11 protein-coding genes are annotated in these 14,917 nt (G+C 38.2%); 6 read left to right on the top strand and 5 right to left on the bottom strand.

Features of this window, described 5'->3' with window-relative positions:
- Positions 1-539 precede the first annotated feature (539 nt).
- Positions 540-1,457 carry a tyrosine-type recombinase/integrase gene (locus Xsto_RS00960; RefSeq protein WP_422646196.1) on the top strand — a complete coding sequence of 306 codons (918 nt, stop codon included), beginning with the start codon at positions 540-542 and terminating at the stop codon, positions 1,455-1,457.
- Positions 1,458-1,581: 124 nt separating this feature from the next.
- On the top strand, positions 1,582-2,790 hold the full coding sequence (locus tag Xsto_RS00950; protein WP_099123822.1) for an IS256 family transposase: 1,209 nt from the start codon (positions 1,582-1,584) through the stop codon (positions 2,788-2,790).
- Between the two features lie 63 nt (positions 2,791-2,853).
- On the opposite strand, the gene uspE is transcribed toward Xsto_RS00950, so the two are convergent.
- Entirely contained in the window at positions 2,854-3,798 is a 945-nt protein-coding gene (gene uspE, locus Xsto_RS00945) for a universal stress protein UspE (RefSeq protein WP_099111632.1), read from the bottom strand.
- 124 nt (positions 3,799-3,922) lie between these two features.
- Positions 3,923-4,678 (bottom strand): fumarate/nitrate reduction transcriptional regulator Fnr, encoded by a 756-nt coding sequence (locus Xsto_RS00940; RefSeq protein WP_099111633.1) that lies wholly within the window; start codon positions 4,676-4,678, stop codon positions 3,923-3,925.
- Positions 4,679-5,044: 366 nt separating this feature from the next.
- Between Xsto_RS00940 and Xsto_RS00930 the strand changes: the two genes are divergently transcribed.
- From Xsto_RS00930 to Xsto_RS00915, 4 genes are all read left to right on the top strand, one after another.
- A complete protein-coding gene (locus Xsto_RS00930; RefSeq protein ID WP_099123820.1) occupies positions 5,045-5,941 on the top strand; it encodes a dimethyl sulfoxide reductase anchor subunit family protein in 897 nt (298 codons plus the stop codon).
- Between the two features lie 307 nt (positions 5,942-6,248).
- Positions 6,249-8,213 carry a pyridoxal phosphate-dependent decarboxylase family protein gene (locus tag Xsto_RS00925; protein WP_099123819.1) on the top strand — a complete coding sequence of 655 codons (1,965 nt, stop codon included), beginning with the start codon at positions 6,249-6,251 and terminating at the stop codon, positions 8,211-8,213.
- A 990-nt stretch (positions 8,214-9,203) separates the two neighbouring features.
- Positions 9,204-10,061: a TauD/TfdA dioxygenase family protein gene (locus Xsto_RS00920; protein ID WP_099111637.1), complete on the top strand. Its 858-nt coding sequence runs from the start codon at positions 9,204-9,206 to the stop codon at positions 10,059-10,061.
- Entirely contained in the window at positions 10,051-11,049 is a 999-nt protein-coding gene (locus Xsto_RS00915) for a hypothetical protein (protein ID WP_099123818.1), read from the top strand. The genes Xsto_RS00920 and Xsto_RS00915 overlap by 11 nt, the downstream gene beginning before the upstream one ends.
- A gap of 102 nt (positions 11,050-11,151) precedes the next feature.
- Here the strand turns inward: Xsto_RS00915 and Xsto_RS00910 are convergent, their stop codons facing one another.
- The 3 genes from Xsto_RS00910 to Xsto_RS00900 all read right to left on the bottom strand — a co-directional run bounded on the left by Xsto_RS00910 (position 11,152) and on the right by Xsto_RS00900 (position 14,861).
- On the bottom strand, positions 11,152-11,931 hold the full coding sequence (locus Xsto_RS00910) for a class I SAM-dependent methyltransferase (protein ID WP_169926569.1): 780 nt from the start codon (positions 11,929-11,931) through the stop codon (positions 11,152-11,154).
- A gap of 50 nt (positions 11,932-11,981) precedes the next feature.
- Positions 11,982-13,187 (bottom strand): MFS transporter, encoded by a 1,206-nt coding sequence (locus tag Xsto_RS00905; protein WP_099123817.1) that lies wholly within the window; start codon positions 13,185-13,187, stop codon positions 11,982-11,984.
- A 192-nt stretch (positions 13,188-13,379) separates the two neighbouring features.
- A complete protein-coding gene (locus Xsto_RS00900) occupies positions 13,380-14,861 on the bottom strand; it encodes a trypsin-like serine peptidase (RefSeq protein WP_099123816.1) in 1,482 nt (493 codons plus the stop codon).
- Positions 14,862-14,917: the final 56 nt, after the last annotated feature.

Here is a 14,917-nt window from a genome sequence, read left to right as displayed (position 1 = left end):
TAAATCCCATTTTTATCTTGACTACAATTATTGAATGAAACACGGAAGGGAACCAGCCAGAGTGGCCTCCGCCTTAAGATTATGGGAGTACTCAATTTGCAAGGAATTGAAGCTATCCAGATGGAGTTGGTTACTCGGATGACCGATAATTTCCAGACTCTAATTCCAAGCATCTTAAAGTTAGTTGCTATAGTAGGCATTTCATTCAAACATTGATTTAGCAGTTTTTGATAATTTTATATCAATAATATCAAAATGTTATGTGTAATAAGCTATTCCTTATGTACAAACTTTATTGTTCCTGCACAACAATCTTACATTAATTCCTGCTTCTTTATTCTTCTACTTATTAAAATATACATTTGAAAAAGTAAGGTTTGAGCAATAAAATGATGTGGGTCATTAACCCCACTTTTTACGTAGAGCAATCAATAAATATTGGGATCAGGGAACAGTTTATGCACAATGAAGATGAAAAAAATACAGAGAAACAATCATTGATTGTGCTTTCCGGCGAGCAAAAAAATCAGGGAATGGTCATGTCAATATCGGTATCTGGTAATCAGGTATATGACAATCCGGCTATTGCCTATCTTGTCAGTTTGGGATCAAAACGAAGCCGACAGACAATGAAATCATTCCTTAATATTGTGGCAAAAATGTTGGGGTATCAGAATGTGCGGGATTGTTCATGGGGTGATTTGCGGCGACATCATATACAGGCTGTAATGGAAATGCTCTCTGATTCCGGAAAAGCTCCGGCAACAATTAATACTTATCTTTCAGCTCTGAAAGGTGTTGCTTTAGAAGCATGGACGATGAAACAACTTGATACCGATAGTTTTCAGCACATCAAACAAGTACGGTCTGTCAGGGGAAATCGTTTACCGAAAGGGCGGGCACTTGAGCGACATGAGATTAAAAATTTATTTTATGCCTGTGAAGATGATATCAGTACAAAAGGTTTACGTGATGCAGCTATTATTGGCGTTTTGGTGGGGTGTGGTCTGCGCCGATCAGAAATTGTTTCATTAGATATGAAAAGTATTATTTATCGTGAGCAGGCATTAAGGGTAATGGGAAAAGGTAATAAAGAACGTTTATCTTATATGCCGGAAGGAACATGGAGACGATTAAATCGTTGGATAGATGAAGTCCGCGGTGATCATGCCGGCCCATTATTTACTCGTATCCGGCGTCATGATGATGTGACAGATAGTCGTCTTTCAGATCAGGCTATTTATCATATATTAGAAAATCGCAGAATTGAAAGCGGGATAGAAAAATTTGCTCCGCATGATCTACGCAGAACTTTTGCTTCAGCCATGCTGGATAATGGTGAAGATATTGTCACAGTCAAAGATGCGATGGGGCACTCAAGCATCACAACAACTCAAAAATATGATCGACGTGGAGATGAACGTTTGAGAAATGCAGCCAGAAATTTGAATTTCTGACGAGTTATATCAGCCAGACGAGCATAATATTTCACAGGAACTCATTTCCCGCGACCCTGTTTCTAAATTTGTGTAATTGCCTGTTTTTGATATGTTTAATTTATCAACTAAAACAGGTGAAAAGATGGACGAGAAACAGTTACAAGCCCTGGCTACTGAGCTGGCTAAAAATCTCAAAACGCCCGAAGATTTAAGTCAGCTCTCCCGTTTCCTCAAAAAACTGACCGTGGAAACGGCCCTTCAAGCCGAACTGGCCGCACATCTGGGCCATGAAAAACACCAACCCAAAACGGGTTCTAATACCCGAAATGGCTACTCTGCTAAAACGCTAATGACTGAAGAAGGCGAACTGGCGCTGCAAATTCCCCGCGATCGTGAAAGTACCTTTGAACCCCAAATCATCAGGAAAAATCAAACGCGGATTACGGGCATGGACAGCCAGATACTGGCCCTGTACGCCAGAGGAATGACCACTCGCGATATCGCCAGCGCGTTCAAAGAACTCTATGATGCTGAAGTTTCACCGTCACTGATTGCCAAAGTGACCGATGCGGTCAAAGAGCAGGTCATTGAGTGGCAAAGCCGCCCCCTGGACAGCTTGTATCCGATTGTTTATCTGGACTGCCTGGTGGTTAAAGTGCGTCAGGATAACCGGATTATCAATAAATCGGTCTTCATCGCGTTAGGCATTAATACCGAAGGTCACAAGGAACTGCTGGGCTTATGGCTGGCCGAGAATGAAGGAGCGAAGTTCTGGCTTGGCGTACTGACAGACCTCTATAACCGGGGACTGAAAGATATTTTTATCGCGTGTGTGGACGGGTTAAAAGGGTTTCCGGAAGCGATTAATACCGTTTATCCACAGACTCGGGTGCAGTTGTGTATTGTCCACATGATACGTAATAACCTGCGCTATGTATCCTGGAAAGATGCCAAAGCGGTTGTCAAAGATCTCAAGCAGATTTATCAGGCCCCAACAGAAGAAATAGCGTTACAAGCTTTGGACGCTTTTGCTGAACAATGGGATGGGCGTTATCCACAAATTAGCCGTAGCTGGCGAGAAAACTGGGATAATTTGTCCACGTTTTTTGCCTATCCAACTGAAATCCGGAAGGTGATTTACACGACGAATGCCATCGAATCGCTAAACAGTGTCATTCGGCATGCTATCAAGAAACGCAAAATCTTCCCGTCGGATGATTCGGTGAAAAAGGTGGTCTGGTTGGCGATTCAAGCGGCGTCTAAAAAATGGACTATGCCTATCCAAGATTGGCGTCTTGCGATGAGTCGTTTTATGATTGAATTTGGTGACCGTTTAGACGGTCATGTTTAATTGGAAATGGCGATTACACAAAATACTAAACAAGGTCTTTCCCGCCGCAAGCGGCGGGGTTGTCTATTCTTCATCCACATTAATCGGGCAAACAAAGCCGTCTGGTTTAATTGCCAACAAATCACATTTCAATCGGCCAATCACATGTTCGGCAGTATTACCAAGAAATGCGGCAGATAAACCAGTACGGCCAAGAATACCTAAAACGACCACTCCTGCATTGAGTTCATCACAAATTTCAGGAATGACGTTTTCCGGTAAACCTTCCTGAACGTGAGTTTGCTCTTCACGAATACAAAATTTTTGTCTTAGCTCTTTCATTGCGACCAAATGCTGACCACGTAATGCTCGGTTATATACATTAGGATCAAAGTCAGGGAGTTCTGTTGCGATGTTTAAAGGGGCCGCAGGGTAGGCGCTGACCAGATGAATCAAAGGTTCTTTCACAATTTTGTTGGCAAGATCCTGTGTTTCATCAACTAACTTCAGATTAAGTTCATTATGATAGGATTCTTCATTTGATAAATTGACGGCAACAACAGCAGAACCTTTCTCCGGCCATATCTGATCTTTTACCATCCAGACAGGGCAAGGGCATTTACGCAACAAATGCCAGTCAAGTGGCGTAAAGATTATCGATTCCAGCAGGGAATGTTGATGTGCCATCTTTAATAACAAATCATGCTTACCGGAGATAACTTCTTGAATAATCGCTTCATAAAAACGATTATGCCAGACTACCTTGATTTCAATATCAATCCCGGATTCAAGATAGTAATGCGCCTGTTGTTTTATCCAAGCGATTCGTTGACCAATAACACCTTTACGCATAGCGTTTCTTTCTTCAGGAGAAAGTAGCGTGGTCATATCGTATGAAAGATCATAAATAGGTAAGAAAGCTTTAATCCGGCCACCATTACGTTGCACGATATATACCGCGCGTCTTAACGCTGGCTGATCATCCTGATTCGGATCAATTGCAACTAAGAGGTTTTGATAGTTTGCCATATTAATCCCTCGCAGAGGCTGGATGTAATTTTTGTACGGAAGATAAACTATAGACAACTATAACAGGGGATAGGGCAGCCAGATCAGTAAAATATAGTGATCTGGCTTAAATTTTAAAACAACGCTACGTTACATTTGTATGGGCTTTGCCTGCAAGTTCAGTCAATTTTTCCATATTTTCGACAGCGATATACTTACCTTTAACGCTTAAAATACCATTTTTCTGGAATCGTCCAAGCAGACGGCTGATTGTTTCAACGGTCAAACCGAGATAATTACCAATATCACCGCGGGTCATGGTCAGACGGAATTCGCGGGGAGAAAAACCGCGTTGAGCAAAACGACGGGATAAATTATAAACAAATGCAGCCAGTCTTTCTTCTGCGTTCTTTTTGGATAGCAACAGGATCATTTCCTGATCACCTTTGATTTCACCACTCATCAAACGCATCATCTGTTGGCGAAGATTTGGCATTTTTCCAGAAAGATCATCCAGTGTCTCAAACGGGATTTCACATACCATTGAAGTTTCCAGAGCCTGAGCAAAGCTGGGGTGTTCTGTATTTATAATGGCATCGAACCCGACTAAATCACCAGCAAGATGAAACCCTGTGATCTGTTCGTCACCTTCTTCGGTGATAGTGTAGCTTTTAATAGTCCCAGAACGGATAGCGTAAAGCGATTTTAGTGCATCACCAGCTTTAAAAAGTGTTTGCCCTTTTTGGATTGGTTTTTTACGCTCAATAATATTATCAAGCTGATCGAGTTCATGTTCGTTTAAAGTGAAAGGAATGCATAGTTGGTTAATACTGCAATCCTGACAGTGGATTGCACAACCACCTGATTGAATTCGCCTGATAATACGTTTTTCCGGGACCATAGGAAGCGCTCGTTAGAAATTATTGATGCCTGTCAATTTAACATATTTCGGTTGCTCTGATAAGAGCTTGCTTTTTATGTTAATCACTCACAGTTATTATCGAAGAAGAAAAAAATGAAATTTTGCTGCGATTCATGCATAACTTGCGTAAAATCTTGCATACTCGATATAACATTTCAATTAAACGTAAATTACATTAATAATATATACCATTGGTCTTTCAAGTTGCTATTTTGTTGGCTGAACTCAATCAAATTGTTGACTATGCCCCCGGAACACTCTTTTTTAGCCGCGATGCATCTTGAAATCCATTAGATATAATACGTTGTAATAACGGTGGTTTTACAAATAAATGGATGGATTAGCATGAGTGAATGGCTGTTGATTGCATTTACAATGATAGTGCAAAGTTCTATTGGTCTGGTATTGATGAGTGCACTTTATACTCATTTTTTTAATCGCAAAGCAGGGACGGGGCAGAAACCAGAAGCTGTACCTGTTCGCAGAATTTTAGTCATCAGCAGTATTCTAGCCGGAATAGGGCTGATCTCTTCTTTGGATATCATAGGATACCCATTCAGCGTATATCAGTTATTACAATTACATAACATAATGCAGGAGTGGATAAATACAGAAACAGCACTGGCTGCTATCTATTTTATTACTCTGAGTTTATATACGTTCTTTGTCCTGCTTACCAAGCAGAGCCATGCATATATTATGGCGGGAATTAGCGTTATTGGATTAGTTGATATTCACTACATGGTCAATATTTATTCTAATAGTGACATAATTACCTGGACAAATGTTAATACTTATTTTCTGTTTTATGGTGCAGTCTTTACTCTGGGGCCGGCACTGTCACTATCACTTATTGGTCAGTCTGGCAGGCAGTTCATGCGGGAAAAAATTCCGACTAAATTGCTCATGGCAGCACTAATCATTGTCTTTATCAGTGTGACGACGCGCTTAATTGAACAGCCGGCATACATGGGGTGGCTAGTAGAGGCAGTCACTGATGGTGAAACTGAAAATATCATTTTTCCTCACCAACCCGAAATTAACCTGAAAAGCGCATTTGGATTCAGGATGATAACTTGGTGTTTATATATTCTTGCCATGACAATATGGGCCTATACATTGTGGAAAAGCAGAAATAAAACACTCATTCGCACAAGTTGTCCCATCTTATCAGGAACAATGATCATGCTGGTGGCTGAAATAATTAACCAATATATCTTCTTTGCAATGAGTAACGTCTAATTATTACTCAATTAATGAGTGCATACCCTCCATTTATTCCATTCTGCACAATAAAAAATGTAACACCAATACTTATTTTTATGTGCAGAAATACACCTTTTATCCATAAAGTCATATAAGTAGATAATTTCAGCTACTGATCTCTTTTTTCATTCATTTCTTTGTTCCCGTGCACAAATTCAAAGTATTTGTTAATTTCTTATTAAAGTTTTCGCTCGTATGTTTTATATCTGTATCCATAGTTTGATTCATATAATGAATGTTTAATAAATAACAAAAAATAATAATCAGTGAGGATATTGTAATTATGCCTAAGCTATTTAATCCTAACTTAAATATTGATGCTCTGTTTTTAGGCCCAAAGTCAGAGAATGCTGTGTTCTTCAAAGAAATGATAGATTATGCAGTCAGTGAACACATGCACTGGCGTTCGGGGTTTCACCCTGAAGACGCGGCATTAGTAACATCTGTTGATCGCTATGAGCATAACTACAGAGAAACACTGTATCGAACTGAAGGGATACTTAATCAGTTGTCAGCAAAACTAAAAAATTCCTCTATCCCTTTCTTTTCTCCCCGTTACCTTGGTCATATCAACGCTGATACTCTGATGGTTTCTAACCTCGCTTATGTCATGGCGATGATGTACAACCCGAATAATTGTTCTTATGAAGTATCACCAACAACCACTGAACTTGAGATCGAATCAGGTTTAGATCTCTGCCGCATGTTTGGCTACGATCCACAACGAGCCTGGGGGCATATTACTTCAGGCGGTACAGTCGCAAACTACGAAGGACTTTGGGTTGCCAGAAATTTGAAAACACTACCTTTTGCTATTTCTCAACATCCTGAAACTAAAAATTTGCTCAGTCACAAATCTCCAAAACAGTTAATGAATATGCCCACGACAGAAGTGCTTGATTTGATCAGTGAGTTAAAAGAACAGGGGATATTTAATGAAGTCCGTGATCTGACGTGCCGTGGTTCAGGAGTTAAACCGGAAGTTATAGGTAAGCTACTTGTTCCACAATCGAAACATTATTCCTGGGTCAAAGCAGCGGATATCTTTGGTATCGGTCAGGAGAATATTATTCCTCTACCTGTGAATGCAGAGTATCAGACTGATGTTGCCAAAATGCGCGAAATTACACTTTCCCTTATTGAGAAAGGAGAAGCCATTTTAGCTATGATTGCAATGGTAGGGACAACAGAAGTCGGTGCTATTGATTGTATTGATGAAGTCATTACGTTAAGAAAAGAGTGTGAAGAACGTTATGGCGCATCATTTTATATTCATGTTGATGCTGCCTATGCCGGATATGCCTGCTCTTTGCTGCTGGATGAGCAGGGGAAATTTATGGAATATGATGAGTTGGTTAAGAAGCATCAGGAACTTGGTCTGACGCCTGAAAATATTATTTGGCCTAAACCGGCAGTCTACCGGAGTTTCAAAGCATTGAGACATGTTGATTCAATTACCATTGATCCCCATAAAATAGGTTTCATCCAATATTCTGCAGGGGCTATCTGTATGAAGGACAAGCGAATTCTTGACTTGATTTCCTCTCGTGCAGCTTATGTTTTTCAGGATGGTTCCCCTCAAAGCGATCCATCAGTCAATAACTTATCAAACAATAATAGGAATATATTAGGTTCTTCCATTATGGAAGGCTCAAAATCAGGGGCGACGGCCGCTGCATTATGGGCAGCTCATAGGCTATTGCCTCTGAATATCAGTGGATATGGCAAAGTCATCGCAGCAGGGATCGTCACAGCAAATTGGCTATTAAATAACATAAAGAGTATGCAACCGATAAAGGTTGGAAAATACCAATTTGAAACACATATCATGCCATCTCCTGATTTTCATATGATTAACTTTTCTTTTAAGGAAATCGGAAATAATAGCCTGATGAATCACAATGCTCTCAACAAACGGATCTATGAACTCTGTTCATATTCCACCGAGCGTGCTTATACCAACGATTTCATCACATCATCGACAATGTTGGGTTATAAAGATTACGGAGATACTCCCCAGCATTATGCTGAACAATGTGGTTTTAGCCAGAGCGAATGGGAAAAAATACATCATATATATGTATTACGGGCAGCAGTAATGACACATTGTTTACGTGATCAGGAACACTTCGAAGAATATTGGGAGCAATTAAAATCCATTTTTGTGAAAAAATTAATTCAGCTTGTTGATGAACAAGAAAAATCATTATATCAAAAATCAGATTTCAACATTTCATTTCTTAGCTGATACGCGAAGAGAATATACCCAGTAAAATTTCAAGTTGTATCTCAGAAGTGAGGACACTGCAAACTCAGTTGGCCCGGTCAAAGTCGGGTCTTCTATGACAGGATATGTGAGCAGAGCCAACAAAGGGGCAACTTGAAATCCATTGTGTATATATCCTTTGTCAGTTAGAAATAGTTCGATAGATTTGTTATATCACTGAAATATACTGCTATTTCACTATTAAAACCTTACTTTTTCATAATTTAATATATTGATTTTTAATCATAAAAATCAAAAAAAAACCAGTATTGAGTCTTTGGTACAAAATAACCACTAATTCTGGTTTTTATTTATTGTGCTAAATTATTGTGATCCAGATAGCTGTTCTTGTTAAATATTTTTTAACACGATATTGACAGGGTAATAATGATTATTACTTTATGCTAATAAATTTTTATATATTAATAACAAAAAAATTAAGTATATAAATCATATAACTACATCCAATTTATGTATATTAATTAAATTTAATCACTTAATTTTATTAGAATTTATTTCAAAAATTAATTTTCTGTTATTTAACAAAATGTTAACAAATAAGATTGGTTTTTTCATAAAAAAACAAAATTAAGAAAAATAATAATAACCATTTAAAAGCAATAAGTTAACTTAGAAAGATGCAATATGTGTATTAAAAAAGCCGAAAACTTAGCGTGTTGAGTAATATTTCATATAAAAATTAATATTTAATCTTTTCATTCAATTACCTAATTATTTGTTTTTATTAAAGATTATTTTTTATTTTTTGTGACGAACATCAAAAAAATAAATTGTTTTTATTGAACGTTAAATTTGAAGGCTTAAATTAAAAGCACGTTATCTGAATTGTTAGAATAGGGGTTATTGTCATAAACTGGGTTATTGTTATTTAACCTTGGTTTTTTTTAATTAATGTGATTATCTAATTGGTTATCTGATTTTATATTCACTAATATAGCATGAGATTATTATATGACATTAGGAATAAAGCCCATTAAAAAGCATTATGGTGCGTATGTTTATTGTGATGATATTTCTAAATTATCTTCCAGAGATTATAGAAAAATAAAAGAATACCTTTCTATTTTTGGTTTGCTAATTTTTAATAATCAAAGGATGGATGATGAATCACTTGTTAATTTAGCTCGCGAAATAGGAAATGGGAAATTAGAACAGCCAGCCAGAAAAATTTCTTTATCTGATCATAGAAAACATATTGCTTATCTAACAAACCTGAATGATAAGAGTGGAAGTCCATTAGGTTTCTCAGGTAGTGATACTGATTACTGGCATTCTGATCAAGAATTTCGGGTTAATCCTGCTTCTGTCAGCATTCTTTATGGTGTTGTTACAAAATGTAATGGTGGTAATACCTCTTTTGCATCAACATCTATTGATTATCTGGGTTTTTCTACTGATGAAGTTTCAGTATTAAATAAACTTTGGTCAACCAGACAACCCGCAGCTTCTCATGATAATGCTCCTCATATTACAGTAGCGCATCCTGTAATAATTAAAAACGAGAAGACAGAAAGGGAGTATATATACGTAAGTGAAAATACCATTGAATTTATTGATAATAGTGAAAAATTACCTCAATCGGGAAAAATAAAACAAACTGTTCTAGAAAGGATTTTATCTGCTGAAAATATTTATTCACATATATGGTCAGAGGGAGACCTTATTTTATATGACAACAGCCAACTATTACATCGCCGTGAATGTTTTAATGGTGATAGGTTTATTAAGGCATTAAAAATTTATCCCGATGAGTGCTACCAGCCCAAAATACCTGGTAGAAAAATCGAGGAAAATAGTTATGTATATTAAGAAAGAAAATGAAAGTTTCATTAAGCAGCTGGTTAAAGATAGCAACAGAGGGTACACTCAAAATGCTGTTCTTAAACCTGCAAAAGCAATGCTGATTAGGGCTGGTATTACAGGAGGTTTACCGTTCGATAGTTTAACTTCTGATGTTGTAACTGGTTGTTTACCAGAAAATATGGCTTGTTATGGAATGTGTTTTGCTGCTATCTCCAGTTGGAGAAATGGCATTGATTTTGGTAAGAGAGTAGATAACTATTTAGACGAAGATATTTTTAATTCTGATTTACGTTCACTTCCTGATACACAGAAATATATCCGCTGTGGATGGAATAGCGATCCTTCGTGGAACTGGTCCCTTTCAACCCGCATTGCTGAACTGGCTAGAGATGCTAATTTACTGATGATTTTTATTACTAAGGCTTTCAGGAGTATTCACGATAATATTATGCAGCGCTTAGTCGCTGTCAGAGCAGAAATGAGAGTTTCGGTGAGTGCACTGGATACAAATGAGCAATTAAAGAAACGGCTTGAATTTATTGAACAGTATCGAAATGCTGGAGGTATTACTGTTCCTATTGTGCTAACTGGTTTTTTTAAAGATATTACTTTAATGGAACGTCAGGAAAATATTGTCAACTGGATGGTGAAACATGATTATCCAGCAGCCGAAAATAGCCTGCGGTTTCCATATGATGCAAAGATTTCTGAGTTAATAGATCAGAGAATGACTAGGCCATTAGAAAAAGGTGATGAATTTTGGAGCGGTCGTTTATATCCTGATAAACTTATTTTTCCCACAACAACAACAATCCCAGAAAACTACCAAGGAATTAATAACAGTCACCTATCTAATTTAAAACTAGATGATATTAATAAATTATTTATCGATCCGGTTAAAACCAATCAAGAAGTCATTTCTTCATCCTCACCTTTAGCCAGTCCCAAAATGTGTGGTGTATCTGATACACGCCGTTGTGCCAAAACCACTTAATTAATAAAACTTACCTCAGTCTCGCTTTATCTTTTTGATTAGTGACGAAATCGTTTAATTGACAAAGTCGAGACTGAGTTTTTAGTAACATATATATGTTATTTATTTAATTCCGGTCCAAATAGTCCAATAATCATTTTCAACAATATTGGTTAAAGAGGGAAGGGAGTTCTCTATATAATCAATAAGGTAAGCTATTTCTTTATCACTCAGTTCATGCAAAATAGAACGTCCTTTTCGTAATCGAAAATCGTTCGCTAATTGTGAAAAATTATTATACGTAGTGCGTTTTTCTAAAAAAGAAAGCGTGTTTACATGCCTAAATCCGACTTCCTTAAACCCATTAATCACATTGTCGGTATCAGGTCTCCGCTGGTTTTCAAAGTCGCGTAAATGTGGATAAACTTCAAAAATATAACCACGAATGTGTTCAGGTGAGCCGGGCAGGTTAATATCCTGAACAGTTCGATCCTGTAAAATATACATACCCCCTGATCGCAATAAACGATTGGCTTCGCCAAAACAAATTACTCTGTCTTCTTCGCTGATATGATGAATAAGTGCACGCTCGAATATAATATCCTGACTGTTTGCGGGAAGGCCGGTATGGAGAGCATTTCCTTTTTTGAGGGTGATATTTTTCAACTCCTGAGTATTCTCAGCCGCATCAGCCAACATTTGATCTGAAAAATCAACACAAGTGACGCTCTTTGCTCCTAAATTAGCCCATGCCCGAGAGTAAATCCCGCCGCCACAGCCAATATCTGCGATATCTTTACCTTTAGGCTCAGTCAAACTATGAATTATATCGTACCATTCCTGTTGTGCATCGCGTCCAAGATAAGTATGCCGGTTCTCTTTTGCATTAAAATCAATTGCCATTTGAGTTTCCTTCATTAATGGATTTACTAAATGAATTTCAAACTTCGGCCTCAATTAAGTGACGGTGTCACTAATAAATCTTTTAATGTCAGTCCAATTCCCGCAATCAGACAACTTCCCAATGTGATCATCGTAGCGACAATACTATGTTGAGTTAACTGCACAGTCGCAATAGGGAGTAAGAATAAAATTGTCAGGTTATTGAAGCTTTCTGATACTGCTAATATCTGGCCTTTATTCTGTTTGGCCCGATTCGCCAGAATAGAGGTACTAACAGGGGCTGCAAGCCCTTGCGCATAACCCCATAACATTAGACAACTCAGGCTGAAAAACAGGGATAATGGAATTAGCATAAATACCGTACAAGATGTGAAAAGTAAGGTTATTGCCAACAGTAGTATGTATTCATCCCGTATACCTCTACGCTTCACAAAAGTTATGGATAAATTGCCAATGCCAAGTCCGATACCAAATACGGATACAGATATACCAATAGTGTCTGTTGCTAAATCATAATAACGCCGCAATACTTCCCCAGATAAGATAAAAGCAGATACTGCCGTGCCATTCCAAAGTCCTTTTGCGATAAGAGGGCGGATTAAATAGCCCTGAAATATCCATTGAAACTTTACCGACTGGAGTTTTATTTTTTCTTTTTCTGAAGGTTGGTGTGAATTGTACTTTAGGTGTAATACTTGTTTTTGGCTTAAAATGCAGAGCAAAAAACATCCTATCGCACTTATTAAAAATGGCATCTGCCAATTAAATATCTCAGTTAAAACACCAGCAAAGACAGGGCCAGTAACAATTCCTATCGTCATGCCGAGCATAACAATCCCCATTGCTGAAGTTTGTTTGTGAAGGGGAAAAATCTCTGCAATCAAAGCAAAAATTGTTGGAATCAATGCAGCCGCTGCGATACCACCAAAGATACGCAGTCCAATAGCAACGCCTAAATTGGGCGCTATAGTTAATAGCAGCCCATCCAGTGAAAGAAATAATAAAGATGCCAGCAACAATTTAGGCCGGTTTATCCTATCTGACAACCAACCAAAAATGGGTGCCATAAGTGAATAAGAGAAAGCATAACCAGATACCAACCAAGCAGCTTTATCGGTTGTTGTGTTAAATGCCTCAGCTAATGGTTGGAGTATAGGAGCTAACATAAATTCTGTTGTACCGATGAAAAATACAGCGCATGAAAATATCAGTAAAATAAATGGTGAAACGACAGGCGATACCATACGTGGTGACATATTAAAGTCTCCTTAGTAAAAAATAGATTGTGTAGGGAAAGGTGAACGAGTGATGAATTTTTAAGCTAATGTGCTTCGTATGGAAAAATAGATACGGATGGATAGGGGAGAGTTTAGGTAACGCAGATATTCAGATGAGTGAGTTCAGATTCACTGCCAGCGATTGCCGGCAGTGAGGTTGGTTATTATTACTTATTTAGCAGAGGCTGCTTCAAGATCAAGTACGCTAATCGGACTTTCATTTTTTGCTACATCGTGGCTGAATGCACAAACACGCCATGGTGCTTCAGATTTAGCCAGATTGACAGGTCTCCATAAAGGAGCATAACCTGATTTATCTTCACAATCCGTTGTTGCTTTAGGGCCGTATTTCACTTGTGCCATCCCTGAAAGTTCATATGGCTGAGCTTCAATCGTTACAAACCAATTACCAGTCCCGTGGTCATCATAACGAATAGTTGGCTTAGTGGTTGGTGGAGTATCATCAATTTCCCGCAACATCACAGATGCATCTTTTGCGTTCTGCCACTTACCAGCGCTATTCTGATGAATAGCACAGAGTTTATAGATACCTTCACCTTCAGGTACCAGCAGGTTTTCCAGTGGTTTCTGGCTGGCAGAAATTGGAGCGCCATATCCGGTTGCATCTTTACAGTCAGTTTCACTGATTAATCCGACTTTATAGCGGATATTTTTGACATCAGCACCTTCTTTAATCACCACATCCCATTTCGCTTTCTCACCATCAACAACACTTTGAGTAATCCAAGGTGACCAAAACTGGCTTCTTTCTAAGAAATTACCGCTATTATTTTCAAGTTTAGACAGATCCAGTTTATTATCTTTGGTTATTGCATTAGCAATAGAATCGACAGGAATAAAATAGCTGGCGCCTTCTGCCGAAACACCTTTATTGTCTTCAATCGTACACGGTCTGCCACTTCCGCAACCATTCATTCCCGGCTCGGTAGTCGTGTTTAGGATACCGATAACATCTGTTTTTCCTTTTTCAAAAACAGGAGAACCAGACGTTCCGCCAACGACACCCGCACAGTTAACAGAGAAAACCGGGGACCACAGCCATGGAATAGAGCTTTCATAGAGTACAGGCGCTTTTCCGGTAATATCACATTCAGATTTCCTAAGATAAGTGGAATCATAGTCAACATTATTGACAGGAATGTGGGTTAACACGATAGGCTGATGTTCCATCGCAAGGTTTTTCTTCAGCTTCAGTGGATGATAGCCTTTTTGAGCTAAATCACCATAAGTTGCTTTCAATTGTAAGACAGCGATATCTTCATATTTCATAGTTGAGTATAAAATACGGTCAACCTTTATTGGTGAGAGGCTGTCTTTTTTATCAATGAAATAATCTGGTGTAAACTCCCAGTATTCAGATGCTGTTTGATCAACAATGACCTCATTTGTATTGCTGCTATTTTCAACACAGTGACCTGCGGTTACGATTAGCGCTGGTGTATCTTTAGCCGGTGTATTTTCGCCAGCAATCAGGGTTGCGGTACAATGCGAACCACCCATAAATTTACCGACGGTTTTGAATTTATCAGCACCAGGATCAGTAGATTTCATTAATGGTGCTTCATTAGCCAAAGCATTTGAGCACGCTGCGATAGAAATTAAACTAGCCAATAGAGCTTTACGATAAGTCATAATTTTCCTCCTTTAGGTTATGTCGATGACTCGGAGGCTATTATCAGGATTAACAT

It is taken from the genome of Xenorhabdus stockiae (assembly GCF_002632825.1).
Taxonomy (GTDB): Bacteria; Pseudomonadota; Gammaproteobacteria; order Enterobacterales; family Enterobacteriaceae; genus Xenorhabdus; species Xenorhabdus stockiae.
This window is presented reverse-complemented; position numbering and strand designations above follow the sequence as displayed.